Source organism: Binatus sp. (SeqCode), assembly GCF_050013435.1.
GTDB lineage: Bacteria > Desulfobacterota > Binatia > Binatales > Binataceae > Binatus.
Map to the genome: position 1 here is coordinate 59,709 of NZ_JBEKFG010000006.1, position 19,525 is coordinate 79,233.

The 19,525-nt window shown below is 63.4% G+C and carries 18 protein-coding genes; 12 read left to right on the top strand and 6 right to left on the bottom strand.

All coding sequences use genetic code 11. The annotated features are described in order from the left end of the window. Nucleotide 1: 1 nt before the first annotated feature. Nucleotides 2-310 carry a hypothetical protein gene (locus ABSB13_RS02260; protein ID WP_428105160.1) on the top strand — a complete coding sequence of 103 codons (309 nt, stop codon included), beginning with the start codon at nt 2-4 and terminating at the stop codon, nt 308-310. Between the two features lie 426 nt (nt 311-736). After that, on the top strand, nt 737-2,578 hold the full coding sequence (locus tag ABSB13_RS02265; protein WP_428105162.1) for a hypothetical protein: 1,842 nt from the start codon (nt 737-739) through the stop codon (nt 2,576-2,578). Nucleotides 2,579-2,601: 23 nt separating this feature from the next. Here the strand turns inward: ABSB13_RS02265 and ABSB13_RS02270 are convergent, their stop codons facing one another. From ABSB13_RS02270 to ABSB13_RS02290, 5 genes are all read right to left on the bottom strand, one after another. Next, complete coding sequence (locus tag ABSB13_RS02270) at nt 2,602-3,429, bottom strand: enoyl-CoA hydratase/isomerase family protein (protein WP_428105164.1); 828 nt, start codon at nt 3,427-3,429, stop codon at nt 2,602-2,604. A 288-nt stretch (nt 3,430-3,717) separates the two neighbouring features. Continuing rightward, entirely contained in the window at nt 3,718-5,625 is a 1,908-nt protein-coding gene (locus tag ABSB13_RS02275; RefSeq protein WP_428105166.1) for a hypothetical protein, read from the bottom strand. Between the two features lie 122 nt (nt 5,626-5,747). Beyond that, nucleotides 5,748-6,338, bottom strand: coding sequence for a hypothetical protein (locus ABSB13_RS02280; protein ID WP_428105168.1), 591 nt, complete (start codon nt 6,336-6,338; stop codon nt 5,748-5,750). 54 nt (nt 6,339-6,392) lie between these two features. Continuing rightward, complete coding sequence (rpmB, locus tag ABSB13_RS02285) at nt 6,393-6,581, bottom strand: 50S ribosomal protein L28 (protein ID WP_333649228.1); 189 nt, start codon at nt 6,579-6,581, stop codon at nt 6,393-6,395. A 30-nt stretch (nt 6,582-6,611) separates the two neighbouring features. After that, nucleotides 6,612-7,847 carry a hypothetical protein gene (locus ABSB13_RS02290; protein ID WP_428105170.1) on the bottom strand — a complete coding sequence of 412 codons (1,236 nt, stop codon included), beginning with the start codon at nt 7,845-7,847 and terminating at the stop codon, nt 6,612-6,614. A gap of 196 nt (nt 7,848-8,043) precedes the next feature. Between ABSB13_RS02290 and mutL the strand changes: the two genes are divergently transcribed. The 3 genes from mutL to ABSB13_RS02305 are packed head-to-tail and all read left to right on the top strand — an operon-like array spanning nt 8,044 to nt 11,800. Beyond that, nucleotides 8,044-9,903, top strand: a complete 1,860-nt coding sequence (gene mutL, locus ABSB13_RS02295; RefSeq protein WP_428105172.1) for a DNA mismatch repair endonuclease MutL — start codon at nt 8,044-8,046, stop codon at nt 9,901-9,903. Next, a complete protein-coding gene (miaA, locus tag ABSB13_RS02300; RefSeq protein ID WP_428105174.1) occupies nt 9,900-10,880 on the top strand; it encodes a tRNA (adenosine(37)-N6)-dimethylallyltransferase MiaA in 981 nt (326 codons plus the stop codon). Before mutL ends, miaA begins: the two co-directional genes overlap by 4 nt. Beyond that, complete coding sequence (locus tag ABSB13_RS02305; protein WP_428105176.1) at nt 10,877-11,800, top strand: acetyl-CoA carboxylase carboxyltransferase subunit alpha; 924 nt, start codon at nt 10,877-10,879, stop codon at nt 11,798-11,800. Before miaA ends, ABSB13_RS02305 begins: the two co-directional genes overlap by 4 nt. A 303-nt stretch (nt 11,801-12,103) precedes the next feature. Here the strand turns inward: ABSB13_RS02305 and ABSB13_RS02310 are convergent, their stop codons facing one another. Beyond that, nucleotides 12,104-13,312: a hypothetical protein gene (locus tag ABSB13_RS02310; protein ID WP_428105178.1), complete on the bottom strand. Its 1,209-nt coding sequence runs from the start codon at nt 13,310-13,312 to the stop codon at nt 12,104-12,106. A gap of 115 nt (nt 13,313-13,427) precedes the next feature. Between ABSB13_RS02310 and ABSB13_RS02315 the strand changes: the two genes are divergently transcribed. From ABSB13_RS02315 to ABSB13_RS02345, 7 genes are all read left to right on the top strand, one after another. Next, a complete protein-coding gene (locus ABSB13_RS02315; RefSeq protein ID WP_428105180.1) occupies nt 13,428-14,633 on the top strand; it encodes a glycoside hydrolase family 172 protein in 1,206 nt (401 codons plus the stop codon). A gap of 210 nt (nt 14,634-14,843) precedes the next feature. After that, the gene (gene pheA / locus ABSB13_RS02320; protein ID WP_428105182.1) at nt 14,844-15,971 is read left to right on the top strand and encodes a prephenate dehydratase; all 1,128 of its coding nucleotides are present in this window, start codon (nt 14,844-14,846) and stop codon (nt 15,969-15,971) included. A 58-nt stretch (nt 15,972-16,029) separates the two neighbouring features. Next, nucleotides 16,030-17,136 (top strand): histidinol-phosphate transaminase, encoded by a 1,107-nt coding sequence (gene hisC, locus ABSB13_RS02325; RefSeq protein ID WP_428105184.1) that lies wholly within the window; start codon nt 16,030-16,032, stop codon nt 17,134-17,136. After that, entirely contained in the window at nt 17,133-17,597 is a 465-nt protein-coding gene (locus tag ABSB13_RS02330) for a DUF1648 domain-containing protein (RefSeq protein ID WP_428105186.1), read from the top strand. The genes hisC and ABSB13_RS02330 overlap by 4 nt, the downstream gene beginning before the upstream one ends. A 20-nt stretch (nt 17,598-17,617) precedes the next feature. Beyond that, nucleotides 17,618-18,460 carry a prephenate dehydrogenase gene (locus tag ABSB13_RS02335; protein WP_428105188.1) on the top strand — a complete coding sequence of 281 codons (843 nt, stop codon included), beginning with the start codon at nt 17,618-17,620 and terminating at the stop codon, nt 18,458-18,460. Next, nucleotides 18,457-19,155: a (d)CMP kinase gene (gene cmk / locus ABSB13_RS02340; protein WP_428105190.1), complete on the top strand. Its 699-nt coding sequence runs from the start codon at nt 18,457-18,459 to the stop codon at nt 19,153-19,155. The genes ABSB13_RS02335 and cmk overlap by 4 nt, the downstream gene beginning before the upstream one ends. A 49-nt stretch (nt 19,156-19,204) precedes the next feature. Further along, nucleotides 19,205-19,525 (top strand): S1 RNA-binding domain-containing protein (locus ABSB13_RS02345; protein ID WP_428105192.1); only part of this gene is annotated, 321 nt, incomplete at its 3' end.

The window sequence follows — 19,525 nt, forward strand, 5'->3', positions numbered from 1 at the left end:
AATGAAACTTTCAAATTTACCGACAATCCTCGCGATCCTGTTCGCGCTGGCGATTCTCTCGATCGCGCCACTCTCGACGCCGTCCTGGTGCGGCGATTCGCCCGCGATAGCCAGGGTGCTTGCTTCGCCGCCGGCGACAGACCTCGGCATGAGCACCAAGTGCGCCTACTGCGGGATGAAGCTTTATGTGAAGAAGGACACGCCCTCCGCCGAGTACGCGGGCAAGCGTTACTACTTCTGTGACAATTCGGAGCGCGACTCGTTCATCGCGAAGCCTGAGAAGTACCTGCATAAAGTCGCAAACAAATGACCGGCGCTCTTCGGTCAGCGCCCTGATTGTCCCCAATTTCGGGGAACCCGCGACAAGAATTTGTTCTCCAAGGGACATTTTTGCGTAACTGGCGTCGGTCGCTGCGGCGTCCGTCCGTCGAGATTCTTTCCCTTCGGCTTCGCTGAGGGCTTCGGCTCAAGCGGGCAGCTTTCGCCCCGAATGACAGGGGCGCATACTCGCCACTGGACTGGTCTACGCGGGCAATAAGGTAACGTAGCGCATCTTGACATAGGCACCGATCTTCTGCCATGTTCGCCTGACCGAGCTTCTCAGGCTCGCCATGATTGTCAGCGATTGGCATCCTTGCGCTGAGTGTTTTGGTTGAGCGAGATGCGGTTGTTCCATTTGTGAATTTTGACCATTGGCGGACGGATTTGATGACAGGCAGAGAGCAAAGAAAGGCAGGTGGAGCTGAGATTGACCACCGGGTTTGAAATAGCGCTGACGCCGATGTGTGCGTTTATCGTCGCGGCGGCGATGATGCCGGTGGCAAAAGCGGTTGGCGTTCGCTTCGGAATCGTTGCACAACCTTCGAGCGACCGCCCCCACGCCAAGCCGACGGCGTTGCTGGGAGGCTTGGCCGTGATCGCAGGCTTAATAGCCGCGATCGGATTGGTCGGCGTCCTGTCAGGATTGCCCTACCATAGTCTTCCCTGGCTCGCGGGGTTTGCGGTCGCGATGAGCCTGGTTGGATTGCTCGACGACATCGTTGATCTGCGGCCGCGGCATAAGCTGGCATTGGAACTGGCTGCGATCTGTATCCTCGCGTGGTGGGGGCCCCGGATCGACCTGCTTCCCTACCAGCCGCTCAACATCGCGCTCACGATTTTCTGGCTGATCACGGCGACCAACGCGTTCAACTTAATCGACGGGATCGACGGGCTTGCGGCGGGAGTCGGAATTGTCGCGGCGTTGAGTATCGCGACCGTCGCGGGATTGCATCAGCACGCGGGAACGATGGTGGTGGCGCTGGCGCTGGCCGGTGCGCTGGCGGGATTCATGGTTTTCAACTTTCCGCCCGCGTCGATTTTTATGGGTGACGAAGGCGCGCTGGCGGTCGGGCTCGTGCTGGGAGTGCTGTCGATTCAAGCCAGCCGCTATGGCGAGGGTTCTCTGCCGGCGCGCGTGGCGATGCCATTGCTGGCGCTGATGGTTCCGCTGCTCGACACCGTGACGGTTACGGTGACGAGGCTGGCGACGGGAAATCCGATATCGAAACGCGGCCTCGACCATTCGCATCATCGGCTGACGCGGCTTGGCATGTCGAGCCGCAGCGCGGCAGCGACGTTGATCGGCCTGCAGGCGATAGCGGGCGGTTGCGCGATCGCGCTGACCGTGGTTCCGGGTTACGACGCGGTGCTGCTGCTGCCGTTCATGGCGCTGTTCTTTGCGCTGGTGGCATTGTTCCTGATGGATCGATCATTCGACGCGGAGGCTCCGGGTCAAATCGAAGACCTGCCCTGGATCGCGCGCGTTATCCTGAGCTTCGGGTACAAGCGTCGATTCGTCGAGTTGATTCTGGATGTGGCGCTGGTCGCGGCGGCGTATTTTGGCGCGATGATGCTGCGATTCGACTTCGATCTCAGCGTCGCGCAGGTGGACCAAATGCTGATCGGCCTGCCGTGGGTTGTGATGATCGGCTGCGGTGCGTTCCTGGTGGCAGGCGTCTATCGCGGGATATGGCGCTACACGGGACTGGCGGAAGGTGTGCGCTTTGTAGTGGCGGCGATGATCGCGGGAGTCGCGGTGAAGCTGGCGTCGGCGATACTGCCGATAACCATCTCGCGCGCGACGGTGGTGGTCTTCGTAATTTTGCTGTTCAATTTCCTGGGCGCAACGCGCTGGTCATTCCATGTTTTCCAGCGGATCGGGCGGCTCCTTGCGTATTCGGCAACGCGCCTGGTGATCGTCGGCGCAGATGCGCGCGGCGCGGCGGCGGTTCAACACCTGCACTCGACGATCGGAGCGCGTGCGGAATTGCTGGGTCTGTTGGACGACGACAGCTTCAAGCACGGCAAGCTATTCCACGGCTATCCGGTGCTGGGGTCGCTCGATAACCTGGGCGCGATCATGGCGCGAACCCCGTTCGACGAAATCGTTATTGCCCAGGAGACGCTCTCCGCCGCGCAACTGGCGGCGCTCGAGTCGTTCACGCTGAGTCATCGGATAACGCTTCGGCGCTTCTGGCTCGGCGTAACCGACATGGGCGCGTCGGCGATTTCAGATCGCCGGCTCACAGCCGCCTGAATCCGGCGAACCTGGCCAGGACCTCAGCGGCCGGTGAATTTCGGCTCCCGGCGCTGCAAGAACGACTGCAGCCCTTCCTGACGGTCCCGGCTTATCTCCTGTGGATGGGTGAACAGGATATATTCTCGCTCATCGACACGGACTTTGTTGTCCGTCGTCTTGTAGTGCCCGTACTTGACCGACTTGATGTAGAGCGGCGGAATCTTCTTGAGCAGCTCCGCCCAGCGGACCGCCTCGGCCATCAGGTGCTCATCGGCAACGACCTTGTTGACCAGCCCGACCTCACAGGCGCGCTGCGCGTCCATGATCTGCCCGCCGTTCCACGCCAGCAGCATGAATTCGAGGCTGATCTTGAACGGCATGTACGGTAGATACTCCATCGGTGGCAGCGGCGTGCCAATCCGCGCTTCCGGAAAGCCCATCAGCATGCTCTCGCCGGCAATCGTGATGTCGCAGCCGCGAACCGCGAGCGCATAGCCGGCGCCGAGCGTGTAGCCCTTGACCGCGCCGACGATCGGCTTGAACACGGTGATGCCGTTTTGTGGATAGCCCTGATGGACCTGGAATGGCACTTCGCGATCGATCGCACCGGGGCTGACGTCCGCGCCGGCGCAGAAGTGCTTGCCGGCGCCGGTGAGGATGGCGACCCTGGCGGCAGGGTCGGCCTCGAACCGGGTCCAGGTGGCGCACAAGGCGTCGCTGAGCGCGCCGTTGAGCGCATTCATCTTTTCCGGTCGATTCAACGTGATGAAGGCGATTTCATCCCTCACCTCGTAGAGCAGCACATTCCCCGACTTCGGCGCCTTGGGCTTGGCGTTGCGCTTTTCCTGCGACTTCAACCCACGAGCCATGACGTCTCTCCCCCCATTGGTCGCGCGGCCTCGGCGACCGCACGGGCCGACTCCGTGGTTGCGTCCGCCGCAGCGGTGTAAACCGAAATTTCCATTTCGAAAACCGCTTCAGACTGGCATCAAGGCCACGCGGTTTGCAAACCCGGGGCTTGAGCCCGCGCGCATCCAAACCCGCATCCATCAGGGCTTTTCCCTCTATCAAATCGGCAGTTCGCCTGGGAAACGGGAATCCGGTCTCCCCGATTGAACGATCGTTCCTCGGACGCGAAATTCGATCTGACCTGGGATTTACGGCGCGCTGCCGGACGGTGCTGCGGATGCGCCGACCGTTACCGGGACGGTCAAGGGCGGGCCGATCGGGCGTGAGACCTGGCCCCTGATTTCGGCGGCGAGCGAAATTTCGAGCTCATAGCGGCCGGGCGCATCGGGGGCGAATGTCGATGCCTCGAGATTCATCGAGTCGCCCGGAAAGACGTTCAAGTGAAGCTCGCGGCGGGCTTCACTGTCTGCGACCACTGTCCCATCGCGCTTCCATTCCCATCCTAGCCCGACCACACCGCGTTCATCGAGTGAACGCCCAGTGAGCCATACGGCGTTGCCGGTGTTGGTTGCGCGGATAGAAACGCGGACGCGCGAACCCGGCGCTGCATTAGCCGGAGGCGGCTTGAGCACGATGACGCGGGCGTCGAGCAGGTCCGGAGAGTTGCGGCTCGTCGCGCGGTGACCCAGCGCGATCCTGATCGAGTCGAAAGCCGAGCGCATCGGATCGACCACCGGATTGTCGCTCCACAACCACAGTCGCGTGTCAGGGTCGTTGAGCGCCCAGGTGTTCCATCCGCGATAGCTGATGAACGCGCCGGACCCATTGGCGATTATCGACCATGCGCCGAGCACCGCGAACGCTGCGGCAAGCGCGCGGCGCTTGCGGATGGAATCGGCGAGCGGAAACAGGGCGAACGCCATTATCGGCGTGAGATCCGCAAGCAGCCGCGGACCGAAAGACTCGCCGCCGGATGTCTTATGCCATTTCGCGACGATCAAGATGCTCAAGATCGCGCCGACGCCCAGGTAGCGCAGCAGCGCGTCGCCGTTGCGCCGCCACGCAAGCGCCAATCCGGCGAGTGACAAAATAAAAATCGGCGAGTAGAAGAGCAGTCCGCGGCCGGGACTAAGCACCTCCAGCGCCAATCCACTGGCAAACGGAGTGGCCCACAACCCGCTCGGCGCAACGGTTTGTCCGCCCACCGTTTGCGGCTCCGTGAAAAATTGGATTCGAAGCGGCGTGCCGAAATAGGCGGCGTTGTACCACAGTTGAAAAAGCAGCGGGGCGATCGCGGCGGCGATGAAGGTCCAAATCTCGCGGCGATAGCTGATGAGCACATACAGGCCGAGCGGCGCCGCGATGAGCGCATCGACGGGCCGGGTGATCACCTCGAATGCGAGCGGCAGTCCCGCGTATCCCGCAAAGCGTGGATCGTCGCGGGCCCGTACCAGGCAATAGATCGCGGCCGCGAGTGCGAGCTGGGCGGGACCGTGCTGCCACAGCGCCTGGCTGCTTACGCTGAGACTGATGGTGCCGAATGAGTAGATGAGCGTCAGCAGCATCGCCATCCAGTTGGCGGTCACGCGCGCGGCGGCCATGTAGAGCAGCAGCGCGGAGAGCGCCACGATCGTAGCCGCCGAAACTTTTTCGAGCTCGGAGAAAATCCGGCTGCTCGGGCTGACGCCGCACAGGACCGACGGCACATAGAACGGCAATGCGATCAGCGCGGCGCCGACCGGATAGTCGGACACGTAATGACCACCGCTCTCACGCAGATAGTAGGGAATCTTTTTCGCGCCGGGGGTCTTCAGCTGATCGAGGTAGAAGTTGCCGTGCTCGAGGATGCTCAGCGGCAGATTTTTCGCGGGCACCGAATCGCCGCCGGAAATCGTGCGGCCATTGGCGAGAAATACGATCAGCGCAAGCGAGAATATTATGAATCTCGGACTTGATCTCAGCGCGCCCCGGATCGAGCCGCGGCGAAAGATCGTTCGCAGCAGCGCGAATCCGAGCGTCGCGACGATCGCGGGCCATAGCTTGTCGGCGTCGAACCGCAGCCCCGCGAAATTTACCGCGTAGCCGCCCGTCACGAGGATCGAGAGCAGGTAAATCCCGGCAATTGCACAGGCCGCGGCCGCGAGCTTTTGAAGCAACCGAAAATTCACGAGGGTCGGATGCACAACCGTATATCACGCGCGCCGCGCGCGCTTAAGGCGATTGACCCGGATTAGCGGCTTGAAAAAAAACGAATCGGCCGCGCCGATGCGAACCGGCTTCAGTATTTGCCTGATGGCGGCGGGATCGTCGAGGGCGACGCGGCCGCCACGGGCGTAGCCTCGCCAAGCGGGGTCGATCGGGGCGCGGGTGTCCCCGGCGCTCCGAGCGGAGCCATCACTTCGTGCCCATACATCATTGCGCCGAGCGGACGTCCGCCCAGGTTCGCAGTCGCCGGCGCAGCACTTTCGACGATTGACTCCGCCACGCCTTCACTTTCGAACGGGCGGCGCACGTCCAGCGGCGCCGGCTCGACGACGTGGCCGATGTAGACGTCCTGGGAATCGACGCGAATCTTGCTGGCCAGAATGACTCCTCGCTCGGCGCGAAGATCGTAAAGTCCCGGCGGCAGATCCGCCGTGAATGAGCCGTCGGGCGTGGTCGGCGCGATATAGATATCGCTGGTGACGCGGTTCTCGTAATGCAGCCAGCGATGCTCTGCCGGTTTGCCGTTGGGGTACGACATCAAACCGCTAACGTTCGCCGCGCCCGCAATCCGCACCCCGGCGGCCAGGCCCGCGGCGACTGCGACCGACAGAGCCAACGGCGCGAAATGAAGCTTGCGGCCCGCCTTGCGATTGGAAATGTTCATCACAACAACTCCATGGCAATGTGTCTTGCGCCGGATGAATTGTAGCCGCTGCCGCTAGGCGCTTTTCTTGACCTTACCGCCGCGGATACATCGCGTGCAGACCAGGATTCGGCGCACGTTGCCGTTAATCTCGGCGCGTACTTCCTGCAGGTTGGGATTCCAGCGCCGTTTGGTCTTGTTGTTGGCGTGGCTGACGTTGTTGCCGACTGACGGCTGCTTCTTGCAGTATGCGCAATGTCTCATGAGTCTTCCGTTCGAACCTGGATAATCCTGCTAGGGTAGCCCGACGTGCGGCCGCGTGAAAGAGGGTGAATAGCTCGCCTTGAGGATCGCCCCGCCGACCGCTTCTCCGGTCAGCACCGCGCCCGCGTCGCATCCGCACTTGAGGCTCATCAGCCACGCGCTGCGCCCCAGTGCGCCCGCGTAGCTGTCGAGCTGAACCTTGAGCCCCTGCGGCGCATCCTTGTCCTCGACGGTCAGGTCCTTCGCGCTGACGATCACTTCGTTGGGGGCCGAGCCGGTCTGCTCGCTGAACAGCTGCTTGATCATCGCGACGAACGCCGCGTGATCGAGCGCGGGCACGTCGCTCCTGATGACGCCGTCGTAAATCGATTCGGCGTGACGATCGGGCACGCCTGCAAGCACCTGTCGAATCGAATCCGCGCGCGCTCTCTCGGCCGACGGCGCCTTCTCGTAGTCGGCCAGCATGACGCGTGCCGCGCCGGCGTTCCCGCCCGCCATCGCTCCGAGCGTGCGTCCCAGCAGCGCATTGGCCGCGCTGCGCCGCAACTGACCCTGCGCATTCGCGATCATCCGCTGAACTTCCGGGTTGTTGACTCCCGCCGTTTTGAAAACCGCCATCGCGTCCTCGCCGTAGCCGCGATCGAGCAGGTTTTTCGCCGTTTCGAGCGGATCGAGCGGGCCGGTGTCGCGGATCGACGCGGTCTGCAGATAGAGCTTGGTCGCCGCGACCAGCTTCGACTCGACGCGCGTCTGCACCGCCTCGTACGCCTGCCATTGATCGCTCGAAATGAGTTTCTTGCCGGTGGCGCGCTCGACGAACAATTGCGCCGGCATCGACAAAATAGCGGCGGCGCCGCCGATCACCGGCTCGCTGTCGGTGAAGGTGAAGCGATGGCGGTCTTCGGCCAGTGTGGAAAGATTGAGCGTCCAGATTTCGTAAGCGCCGGTGAACCGCGCCTCGTTCGAGTCGCGCTGCGTTTGAAACGACTCCGGCGGCAGGCTCACTATCATCACCGCGTCGAGCCGATCGTCAGTCTCGCCTGCGACGAATCGCTTGACGCATGCATCGATCCCGCCCGGCGGCTGAATCGGCACCACCTTCACGTTCGGCAGCGCGCCGACGACGCTGTCGATATCGGCCTCGGTCTGAGGCGAGATCGGTCCAATCACGCCGACCCCGATCTTGATTGGCGCCGGATTCGCACGTGGCGCGGATGCGCCCACAATGATTGCCGCACCGAGCATTATCGCCGTAATTTTTCCCATCAATTGAGCGCTCCAGCGAGTTCGCCGGGCCGAGAGCTTTTCAAAACCCGCCGCGATCTTCAACCCGTGCAATAGCCATTCCCCGGTTTTTGACGCCGGATTGGCGAGTTGCTTGAGTATCCGGTCCGAAAGCTACAATGTCTAGTTAGGTTGCGCCGGATTTTTCTTTGAGCCGGCTCCGGCGCCGCGGACCCCGATGGCCGAGCACATAGTCCACATACTGCCCGAGCAAGTCGCCAGCCAGATTGCGGCGGGCGAAGTTGTCGAGCGGCCGGCCTCGGCGGTCAAGGAACTGATCGAGAACTCGCTCGACGCGGGCGCTCGCTCGGTAAGCGTCGAAATTCTGGGCGGCGGCTCGGCGCTGATCGCGGTCGCCGACGACGGCTCCGGCATGACGCGCGCCGACGCGATCCTTTCGCTCCGGCGTCATGCAACTTCAAAGATTCGAAGCGCCGCCGACTTGAGCGCGATTCGCACGCTCGGGTTTCGCGGCGAGGCGCTCGCCTCGATCGCCAGCGTGTCGCATCTTCGGATGCAAACGCGCCGCGCCGCCGACGAACACGGCGTCGAGGTCGCAGCCGAGGCCGGCAACATCGAGGATACCCGGACGTGCGCGATGGCGGCGGGAACCCGAATCGAAGTCCGCCAGCTCTTCTTCAACACTCCGGCGCGGCTCAAGTTCTTGAAGCGGCTTGCGACCGAGCAGGGCGCCATCGCCGACGCCTTTCAGCGCATCGCGCTTGCCAACCATCACATCGCGTTTCGCCTGGCCGCCGACGGCCGCACGATCTTCGATTTGCCGCGCGCCAACTCGGCGCTCGAGCGATTTCGGCAGGTGTTCGGTCCCAAAATCGCGTCCCGGATGCTTGCGTTCGACCTCGATCGCCCCGGGATTCGCGCGCAAGGACTTGCCGCAACCAGCCAGGAGTCGTTCGCCACCGGCAGGATGATCTTCACCTTCGTCAACGGCCGCTCGGTGCGCGATCGAATGTTGATTCGCGCAATCGAGCAAGCCTACCAGACGCTGATCCCGCGCGGTCGCCATCCGGCGGCGTTGCTGTTCGTCGAAATGCGCCACGAAGATGTTGACGTGAACGTGCATCCGATGAAGACCGAGGTGCGATTTCGCAATGGCGGCGCGGTTTTCGAGGTCGTTTATCGCGCGATCCGCGACCGGTTGGCCGATCAGACGGAAAATCTGCCCGCCGCAACTTTAGTTGACGCGTCGGCGGCGGGCACCGACACGTCGGCATCATCCAGCGATGACGCCGCGCCGGGACCCGTCGCGACGGCGTCGACGGGCGAGGATGCTCGCGCCGGCGATTCGGTTGCGGATCGGCGCGGCGACGCGCCCCTGCGGCTGGTGCCCGATGCGCTCACTGAGAAAGCGATTCAGCGCCCGCTCAGCCTCGCCTACGATCGCGACGCGCGCGGCGGCACCACGGCGGCGACGGCGCATCCCCCGGCGCCAATCCCGATGTATTCGAGACTGCGGGTGATCGGACAAATCTTCGCGGGGTACATCGCGCTCGAGACCGAGGAGGGGTTGCTCCTGATCGATCAGCACGCGGCGCACGAGCGCGTTACCTTCGAGAAGCTGCGCCGCGAACTCCGCGACGGCGGGATTCGCACGCAGGCGATGCTCGCGCCGGTGTCGGTCGAGCTCAGTCCCGCGCGCGCGTCGCAGGTGCATGGCGCGTTAAGCGAGCTTCGCGCGATGGGCTTCGAGGTCGAGCCGTTCGGGCCCACTACGCTGCTGCTCAAGGGTGCGCCGGCGGTGTTCGGGCCCGAAGGCGGCGCGAAACTGCTCACCGATATGATCGAGAGCATGGGCGACGGCGGCTTTCGCGGCGGCGGCGAGGCCGCGTTCGAGAATTGGCTCAAGCAACTCGCCTGTCACGGCTCGGTTCGAGTCGGGCGAGTGCTCGAGATGGCGGAAATCCATTCGCTGCTCGCCGAACTCGATCGCACCGAGTTCAAGACCAACTGCCCGCACGGTCGCCCGGTGCATATTCAGTTCGGACGCGGGCAGATCGAACGAATGTTTCGCCGATGAGCGGTTTGCCGGAAACAACCGCGGCGCGGACGCATCCGGCGCGAATACGAGTCGGCTTTATTGTCGGGCCGACCGCGGCGGGCAAGTCCGCGCTGGCGATGGAAGTGGCGCAGCGCTCGAACTGCGAGATAATCAACGCCGACTCACGGCAGTTTTATCGCGGGATGGATCTCGGCACGGCGAAACCGTCGGCGCAGGACCGCCGCCGCGTGCCGCATCATCTTATAGACGTGCGCAGTCCCGACGAGTCGCTCGACGTGGCGGAGTTCGCGCAAATGGCGCGCGCGGCTATCGAGGAGATCGCGGCGCGGGGGCGAAATCCGCTGGTGGTCGGCGGCAGCGGGCTTTACTTGCGCGTGATCCGCGGAGGGATCTTTCAGGGACCGGCCGCGTCGGCGGAAATTCGGGACCGATTGGCGAAAGTCGCGGCCGAGCACGGCGCCGCGCACCTGCATCAGCAGTTGCGCGAGATCGATCCCGAGGCGGCGAATCGAATCGGCGTCAACGACCTGTACCGAATCGTACGCGCGATCGAAGTCTTTGAATTAACCGGCGAAAACATTTCGGCGCATCAGCGGCGCCATCGCTTCGCCGACGATGGCTACGACACTTTGACGGTGGGCGTTGAAGTCGAGCGGCAAAAGCTCTATGCGGCAATCGCCCGGCGCTTCGATGCGATGGTGGCGGCCGGGCTGGTCAGCGAAGTGCGCGCGCTGATCGAGGCGGGATACTCGCCCCAAAGGCCGCCGCTGAGTACGATTGGGTATAAGCAGATCGCGGCGCATCTGCGCGGCGAGATCGCGCTGGCCGATGCAATCGCGCAGGCCAAGCAGGAATCGCGGCGGTTGGCCAAGCGCCAAATCACATGGTTTCGCCGCGAGCCGGAAATCGTGTGGCTTGACGCGGAGCGCGGCGCTCAGGATGCTTTTGCATGGTTCGAGAAATTTTTTGCGATGAGCAGGCGTGAAGCAGATTGAAAGGCAATTCGAACGGAAATAAGCCGCGCGGCGCGAAAAGTCGCGCGATTGAGATCGCGCCGGTCCAGCCGCCGGGGCCGGAGCCGCCCAGCGCGATCGAGCGCGTGCGCCTGGCGCGCCATCCCAATCGGCCGCAGACGCTCGATTACATCGACCTGCTGATGCGCGACTTTATCGAGATACATGGCGACCGGCGCTTCGCCGACGACGCCGCGATCGTGGCGGGGCTCGCCTATTTCGGACGCCGGGCGGTCGCCGTCGTGGGTCATCAGCGGGGCCGCTCGACCCCCGAGAGAATCAAGCGCAATTTCGGCAAGCCGCTGCCCGAGGGCTATCGCAAGGCGGCGCGCGTTTATGAGCTGGCGGAGCGATTTGGGCTGCCGATAATCACGTTGATCGACACGCAGGGCGGTGAGTCCGGGGTTGGCGCGGAGGAGCGCGGGCAGATCGAGGCGATCGCGCGCAACCTGGAGTTGATGGCGCGGCTGACCGTCCCCATCGTCGCGTGCGTGATAGGCGAGGGGGGTTCGGGAGGCGCGCTGGCGCTCGGAGTGGGCAACGCGGTGCTGATGCAGGAGAACGCGTGCTACTCGGTGATCACGCCGGAAGGATGCGCGGCGATCTTGTGGCGTGCGGGCGGCGAGGAGAATGTTGCGGCGGCGGCCGCGGCGTTGAAGTTGTCGGCGCCAGATTTGCTGGAGCTGGGATTGATCGACGAGATCGTGCCCGAGCCGGCCGGCGGAGCACATACCGCGCCCGCCGAAGCGGCGCATCTGATCGGCGCGGCGCTCGCACGGCATCTGGAGCGGCTGGTCAAGCTGAAGCCGGCCGAGTTGCGCCGGGCGCGCGAGCGAAAGTTTGCCGCGATGGGATCGCGGTATCTGACGCGCGGCAGGGGTGACCCTGCACCGCAGGGCTGAGCCCTGCACCCAAGGTTAAGGCCGCCCGCCGATGGGCGGGCGCGGCATGAAGGAAGAATCACCTGCGCGGTGGGCGGCAGGGGCTGACCCCTGCACCCGGTAACGAATCGAAAAATCCGCGCGGCGCGTCTTTTTCTCTCGGGCGTAACGCTGGCCAGTATTAGAAGTCTGCGCACCCGCACCTCTTCTATCGTGTAGTCGTGAAAAGATGCGCTGCGCAGATTTTCGCGTCTTCTCACTGGGTGCAGGGGTCACCCCTGCCCAAGGAAGTGTGAAACCCACGGTGGGTTTCACATCCCCGGCTCAGTCCTGCCCGCAGAGGGTTGCGTTGATGTCGCATTGGGGTTTGATGCCGCGATCGCGTTGCTGTTGGTCCAGTTCAAAGATCGCTTTATTGGTTTTCGCGCTCGGGTCGCATTCGCATAGCTGACTCGCGCAGCAACTACATTGAGCGGCCGTTTCGGCTTTGACTATTTCCGAAATGTCGCATCCCGCCAGCCCCGAGCATGCGATACTCACCAAGTCCCGATCGTTGCATTCGTCAGTGCATAGCGTCGCGTCGCAGGTGAAACCCGCCTGCGCCCCTTTCGGTTGCAGGCAACTGTGGTACTCCTGGCAGACCTTGGTGCAGTCAACGCCGCTGTCCGGCGGCAGTACCGTGGTGCCGGGGACATACAGGGGGCATCCGAGTCCGCCGGGCGCGTCCGGCAGGCATGTTCCCGGACTGGGAACCGCGGCAGGAGCGGCTGCGCGCGCATCGGCGGCGACGGCGGCGGGCGTGGCCGTTGGCGTCGCGGCGGGAGCATAAGCGGCCGACCATACGAGGTCATCGCCGAGCGTGCATGCCTGGTCGTTCTGGCCGACCTGGTAGGGACCGTTGAAGACCGGGCACGAGCATTTGACGATCCCGGCCTGGTCAGTTTTGAAACATGGCGCCGTCATGCATCCGGCGTACGGCGCATTCGAGCAATTGGTCACGCCCAGTCCGTTCTCGGGGATGCAATCGAAGCTGAAGGTGGAGTAGATGCTCGAACCGGGAATCAAATTTTTCTGATTGACGTTGGCGCATACCGGAGCCGAGTTGAGCGTCGCGCACAGGCTGCCGTCGGCGCCGCATTGAGCAACGGTCTCTTCATATACCGCGTGGTTCAGGATGGCGTTGATATCCACGAAATACACGCCGTACGGAATGTCGAAGCATTGGCAATTGGCGTAGTTGCCGTCGGAGGTCAACGTGCACGATAGGTCTTCGGCTCCGGAGCTCGGTCCCGAGTAATAGCAGAGCGCGAAGGGTCCGCCTCTGCACGGCACGAAATTGCTCGACGCCAGCGTGATGTCGGCGTAGGCGGGACCGAGGCTGGTCGTCCAGTTCGATGGGTCGCTCCAGAACGCGTGCGAATTGGGGACGAAGTGAACGATCCCCGGCGCCGGCTGCGATCCTCCGCTGCCGTTGCAACTCGCCGCCAGTATCATCACGAGTACAAGGAGCAGAGCGGGGAGATGACGCTTCATGCATCAGATGGTTTGCAATCGTCAACTACGAGTCAATGGTTTCGATGGAGTTGTCGCCACCGGAGAAGTGCGATTACATACCGCTCTGAATCAGCAACCAGGACGGAGATGCCCGATGAGCTACGTGTTGGACCCGAGTTACGTCGATCCGGCGTTGGACTCCCGCGCCGCGAATTTCGAAAACCCCACGGGTGGCCGAGGGATGGGTGGCACGGCGCACGGTGGCCGCAAGGGCGCCGCCTTTCGCGTCCTCAAGCCGGGCGAGCGGGTCGTGCTTGCCGATCTGGAGGGGCCGGGAACGCTCCGGCACATCTGGATGGGTTTCCCGCCGGCGCCGCCTGAAGTGCTCCGGGCGTTCACCTTGGAGGTATTCTATGACGGCGCGGCGCTGCCCAGCGTCTCGGTCCCCGTGCTTGACTTCTTCGGCCTTCCGCACGGCCGCCCAGCGGAGCTCTACTCGGCCCTGTTCTCGGTGAACGAGGGACACGGCTTCAATGCGTTCGTGCCGATGCCGTTCCGGCGCGCGGTCCGCGTGGAATTCATCAACGCGTCATCGCAATTCACCGTGCTCTACTACCAGATCGATTTCACGCTCGAGCCCTCCCTTCCCGATCATGCCGGATACCTCCACGCGGCCTTCCGCCGCGAGAACCCGACCGTCCAGCGGCGCGACTTCGTGATTGCCGAGGGCTTGCGCGGGCCCGGCCGTTTCCTCGGCTGTGTCGTCGGTGTCCGGGTCATTGACAATGGAATGTGGTACGGCGAAGGCGAGGTGAAAATATATCGGGACGGCGACCGCGCTTTTCCGACTATCTGCGGGACCGGTCTCGAGGACTATGTTGGCAGCGGCTTCGGGCTCGGCCGCCATCTCGGGCCGTATGGCGGTGCTCCCGTCTATGTCGCTCCCGGCAAAGACGATGTACCCAGGCCAGATCCGAACCCGAACTACGTGGGATTCTACCGCTGGCATCTCGCCGATCCGGTGATGTTCGAGCGCGAGCTGCGGGTGACGATCCAGCAGATCGGAGCCGTCGTGTTCCTCGCCGGCCAGGAGGCGGAGCTTGCCGCCTACGAGGCTAAGCATCCCGTCGCGGGAAGCGGATGGGTCAGGCCGGGATCGGGCGTCCTGGCGTGGGGCATCGTCGAGCGCATCGACGATTACTGTGCGACCGCTTTCGTATATTGCCGCGAGCCTCAACCCGTCGCGCGCCTCGACGTCGTGGCCGCTACCAAAGACATCTCTCGGCTTGCGTTCGAGAAGCCGGACCCGATGGAATCGCTCATCCCTCTGTTTCTGGGCCTCGCGCCGGGGCAGGGGTGACCCCTGCACCCAATGTTAAGGCCGCGCTCCGTTGTCGCGCGCGGGCTCTTCGAACGCGTAGTCGCGAAAAGATGCGCTGCGCAGATTTTCGCGTCTTTTCACTGCGAGTGCAGGGGCTGCAGCCCCTGCCGCCCACCGCGCAGGTGATTCTTTCTTCAGCCCTGCCTGTCGTTGAAAAGGGGCGGGTAGTAGGGTAGCCATTCTGATTCGATGTCGTCACGGATAGCCAGGAAGCCGGCCGCGGCCGGCGCCGCCGCGGAGCCGCCCTCGATAGAGACTCTGCGCGCGCGGATGGACGAGATAAACCTCAAGATCCTGCGGCTGGTGTCTTTGCGCGCAGGCCTCGCGATGGAGATTGGCCGCCTCAAGCATCATCATGGCGAGGTTTATCAGCCGGTGCGCGAGCGCGCGATTATCGAAAAGATGATCGCCGAGAACCAGGGGCCGCTCACCGACGAGCAGGTCAAGCGAATTTATGTCGAGATAATTTCCGCCTGCCGCGCGCTCGAGCACGAGCCGCGAGTCGCCTTCCTCGGCCCCGAGCATACCTACTCGCACGAGGCGGCGCGGATGCGGTTCGGATCGAGCGTCGAGCTGATGCCGATGGAGTCGTTCGCCGCGGTCTTCCAGGCGATCGAGAACGGACGCGCCGATTTCGGCGTGGTGCCGGTGGAGAACTCGACCGAAGGATCGGTGACGCTGACGCTCGATCTGCTGATCGACACTTCGCTGGTGATAATCGGCGAAATCCTGCTGCCGATTCGGCATTCGATAATGTCGCTGAGCGGCGAGGCGGACGAGGTCACGCGGATCGTGTCTCATCAGCAAAGCCTGGCGCAATGCCGCGGCTACCTGAGCGCGAATTTCCCCAATTGCGAGACCGAAGCGGTGGCGTCCAACGCGCTGGCGGCAAAGTACGCCGCGGAGAATCCGTCAATCGCGGCGATCGCGTCGGCGGCGGCGGGCGATGCGTACGGGCTCAAGCCGATCGCGTCGAACGTGCAGGACGTCGCGGCCAACACGACGCGATTCCTCGTGATGGGCACGCGGCCGGTGGAAAAATCAGGGAAAGACAAGACGACGCTGCTGTTCGCGGTTGCCGACCGGGTGGGCACGCTCAACCAGGCGCTCAACCTGTTTGCGCACAACGCGATCAATATATCGAAGATCGAATCGCGTCCGCTGCGGGCGCGACCGTGGGAGTACCTGTTCTTTGTTGACGTTATGGGGCATCGTGACGACCCCAAGCTGGCGCGCGCGCTCAAGGCGCTCGAACGCAAGGCCCTATTCTTGAAGGTCTTAGGATCGTATCCTGAAGGAAGGTCGGCCGCTGCCTGAGCCGGGCAGCCGGAAAAGCGTTTTTACTTTTTCACTTTCCAACCGCCGTTCACCCACTTTGATCAAAGCTCAAGATCTCGTACTCCCATCGGTCGCCGCGCTTGCTCCTTACGAGCCGGGCAAGCCGATCGAGGAGCTGCAACGCGAACTCGGGATCGACGATCCGGTGAAGCTGGCGTCCAACGAGAATCCGCTGGGGCCGTCGCCGCGCGCTATCGAGGCAATCAAGGCTGCCCTGCCGGAGCTCAATCGCTACCCCGACGGCGCCAGCTACGAGTTGCGGCGCAAAATCGGCGAGTATCACAAGCTTGGAGTCGAGCGCGTGTTCGCGGCGTCGGGATCGGTCGAGGTGCTCCACCTGCTCGCCTTTCTTTATCTGCGGCCGGGACTGAACGCGGTTTACTCGGAGCATTCATTCGCCATTTATCCGCTGGCGACCGCCGCCGCCGGCGGGGAGCATCGCGTGGCCAAAACCAGCGACGGTTTCTCGCACGACCTCGAAGCGATGGCGGCGGCGATCGACGCCAACACCCGAATAGTTTTTCTCGGCAATCCGAACAATCCGACCGGCACGATTTACCGGCGCGCCGAATGGAAGCGGTTTTTGGATTCAGTCCCGGAGAACGTGGTGATCGTCGCCGACGAAGCGTACTTCGAATTCGTGCGCGACCCGCATTATCCCGACTCGATGGAGGATCACGACGATCGCCGGCTGATAATCACGCTCAGGACGTTCTCGAAAATTTTCGGGCTGGCGGGAATGCGCGTCGGATACGCGGTGGCGCGGCCCGACCTGATCCAGATGTTGCATAAGGTGCGCCAGCCGTTCAACGTGACCTCGCTCGCGCAGGTGGCGGCGATCGCGGGGATGGACGACCGGGCGCATATCGCCAGAACACTGCAAGTCAACGCCGAGGGGATGGAATACCTCGAAGGCGAGTTCCGCCGGCTCAAGCTGCCATTCGTGCCCAGTCACGCGAATTTTTTCCTCGTCGATGTCGCAGACGGGCGCGCGGTTTACGAGAAGCTGCTGGGCAAGGGCGTGATCGTGCGCGCGATGAATGCTTACGGGTATCCGCGCCACGTGCGCATCAGCGTCGGGCTGCCCGAGGAGAATCGCCGCCTGGTCGCGGCGCTCGGCGAAGTGATGGGCGCGCAATCGTGAACGGCAATCGAAATGCCGACTGGCTCGCGCGCGCGGTCATCGTCGCGATGTTTGCGGTCGCGGCATGGGCGTGGCCGTCGGCGCCGGCGCAGATTCCGATCCACTGGAACATCGCGGGGAATATCGACGGCTACGGGTCGAAATTCACCGGGTTGTTGCTGATGCCGATCGTCGCGCTGGCGGGTTACGCGCTTATCGGGCTGATTGCGGTTATCCGGCCCGAGCAATTCGACGAGCGAGCGAAAAGTGCGCTGTCGTGGTTCAGGCTCGCGTCTGTGATCGTGATGGCGGGAGCGTTCGGCGTGATCGTCGCCGACGCTCGCGGCGCGAATCTCAATATGAATTACGTAATCTTTCCCGTGCTCGCACTTATGATGATCGCGAGCGCCAACCTGCTCGTGCAATTGAGCCGACTCAAATCGACAAAGGCGGCGCCGCCGGGCGACGGAATCCGAATCTGATGGCGCAGCTATTTCGGCAAATGACCGTATGCGGAGTGGGCCTGATCGGCGGCTCGCTTGCGCATATCGCGCGCCGCGCAGGCCTGGTGGGCAAAGTCGTCGGGCTGGGACGCTCGCAGGCGAACCTGGACGTTGCGCTCGAGCGCGGCATGATCGACGTCGCCACCAGGGACCCGGTCGAGGCGGCGCGCGGCGCGGACCTGGTCGTGCTGGCGGTGCCGATACTGACGATGCGATCGACGCTGGAAAAAATGATCGAGCACACGGCGCCGGACGCCGTGGTGACGGACGTCGGGAGCGTGAAGGGATATGTGATCCGCGAACTGGAGCCGCTGATCACGGGAAAGAGATCGATTGTCGCGGCGCATCCTGTGGCCGGCAAGGAAACCACCGGCGCGGCGGCGGCCGACCCCGGGCTGTTTCGCGACCGGCGCGTGATTATCACGCCGTCGGCGAAGAGCACGCCCGCGGCGATCGCCAAAATCGAGCAGCTATGGGACGAGACCGGCGCGTGCGTCGAAATGATGGACGCCCGGACGCACGACGAAATCCTCGCGCGCTCCAGTCATCTGCCGCAGATAGTATCGAGCGTGCTGGCTGCCGCGCTTAAGGGCGAGAAGGTCGGGGACAAGCTCGCGGCGGATTACGGCGCGGGCGGGCTGCGCGATACGACGCGGCTGGCGGCGTCGTCGTGGGAGATGTGGCGCGACATTTTTGTGACCAATCGCGAGGCGATCGCGGCGGCGCTGAAACTCTACGGCCGCACCTTCGCGGAGTTTCAGCGGATGGTCGAGGCCGGCGACATGCAAGGCGCCGAGAAAATTTTCAATCGCGGCAAAGCGATGCGGGAAGCGATCCGATGAATCCGAAGCGGCCAATAGTCGCGATCGACGGACCGGTCGGAGCGGGAAAATCCGTGGTGGCGCGCCGGCTGGCGCGCGAGCTTGGGTTCTCGTACCTGAACACGGGCGCGATGTATCGTGCGGTCGCGATCGCGGCGCGCGCGGCGGGCGTCGCCCCCGATGACCCAAACGTCGAAGCGCGATTGGCGCCGGTGCTGGCCGCGATAAAAATCAAGTTCGATGGCGAGAAGATTATGCTCAACGGTTCCGACGTGAGCGCGTCGGTCGGCGAGCCGGAAATCGGCGACCTGGCGTCGCGCTTCTCGGCGCTGGGCGCGGTGCGCGCGCGGATGCGCGAATTGCAGCGCGCGGCCGGTGCGGACGGCGCAGTGGTGATGGAGGGACGCGATATCGGCACCGCGATTTTTCCCGACGCCGAGTTCAAGTTCTTTCTCGATGCGGACGTGAAGACGCGCGCGCGGCGCAGATTTGAGGAACTCAAGCACAAGGGCGCGCCGATCGCGGAGCATCAAGTGTTCGAACAGCTCGTCGAACGCGACCGCCGTGACCGCGGGCGCGAGCTTGCGCCGCTTAGGCGCGCCGACGATGCGATGGAGATCGATTCAACGAACCTTTCAATCGACGCGGTGGTCGCGGCGATGAAAGCGCAGATTAACGCTCGAATCAACGCCGCCAAGGGCTTGAAACGAGCCTAGCTCGGTTGTAAGGATTGCACAGCCCCGAAGTCCCGGAAGGTCCCACTAAATGGAGAAAGCGTTGCCTGAACAAGTGAGCGGAGGAGAAAATGACTTTGAGTCGTTGATGGAAGAGAGTTTGAAGGCTCCCCGTCCCGGCGATGTGCTGGTTGGAAGAGTGCTTCTGATCACGCGCGACAGCGTCATCATCGACATCAACTACAAGTGCGAAGGGCAGGTCCCTCTCGTCGAATTTCTTGACCATGAAGGGCATCCGACGGTCAAGGAGGGCGACGAGGTTGACGTGTATTTCGAAGGCACCGAGACCGATAACGGCACGGTGATGCTTTCGCACGCGAAGGCCGAGAAGTTCAAAGTCTGGCGCGAACTC

What these genes read in the sequence shown, in the direction of transcription:
- ABSB13_RS02260 (WP_428105160.1), top strand. Translation starts at nt 2, where the DNA reads ATGAAACTTTCAAATTTACCGACAATCCTCGCGATCCTGTTCGCGCTG.
- ABSB13_RS02270 (WP_428105164.1), bottom strand. Translation starts at nt 3,429, where the DNA reads ATGGCTCGTGGGTTGAAGTCGCAGGAAAAGCGCAACGCCAAGCCCAAG.
- ABSB13_RS02280 (WP_428105168.1), bottom strand. Translation starts at nt 6,338, where the DNA reads ATGAACATTTCCAATCGCAAGGCGGGCCGCAAGCTTCATTTCGCGCCG.
- rpmB (WP_333649228.1), bottom strand. Translation starts at nt 6,581, where the DNA reads ATGAGACATTGCGCATACTGCAAGAAGCAGCCGTCAGTCGGCAACAAC.
- ABSB13_RS02290 (WP_428105170.1), bottom strand. Translation starts at nt 7,847, where the DNA reads ATGGGAAAAATTACGGCGATAATGCTCGGTGCGGCAATCATTGTGGGC.
- mutL (WP_428105172.1), top strand. Translation starts at nt 8,044, where the DNA reads ATGGCCGAGCACATAGTCCACATACTGCCCGAGCAAGTCGCCAGCCAG.
- miaA (WP_428105174.1), top strand. Translation starts at nt 9,900, where the DNA reads ATGAGCGGTTTGCCGGAAACAACCGCGGCGCGGACGCATCCGGCGCGA.
- ABSB13_RS02310 (WP_428105178.1), bottom strand. Translation starts at nt 13,312, where the DNA reads ATGAAGCGTCATCTCCCCGCTCTGCTCCTTGTACTCGTGATGATACTG.
- ABSB13_RS02315 (WP_428105180.1), top strand. Translation starts at nt 13,428, where the DNA reads ATGAGCTACGTGTTGGACCCGAGTTACGTCGATCCGGCGTTGGACTCC.
- pheA (WP_428105182.1), top strand. Translation starts at nt 14,844, where the DNA reads ATGTCGTCACGGATAGCCAGGAAGCCGGCCGCGGCCGGCGCCGCCGCG.
- ABSB13_RS02335 (WP_428105188.1), top strand. Translation starts at nt 17,618, where the DNA reads ATGACCGTATGCGGAGTGGGCCTGATCGGCGGCTCGCTTGCGCATATC.
- cmk (WP_428105190.1), top strand. Translation starts at nt 18,457, where the DNA reads ATGAATCCGAAGCGGCCAATAGTCGCGATCGACGGACCGGTCGGAGCG.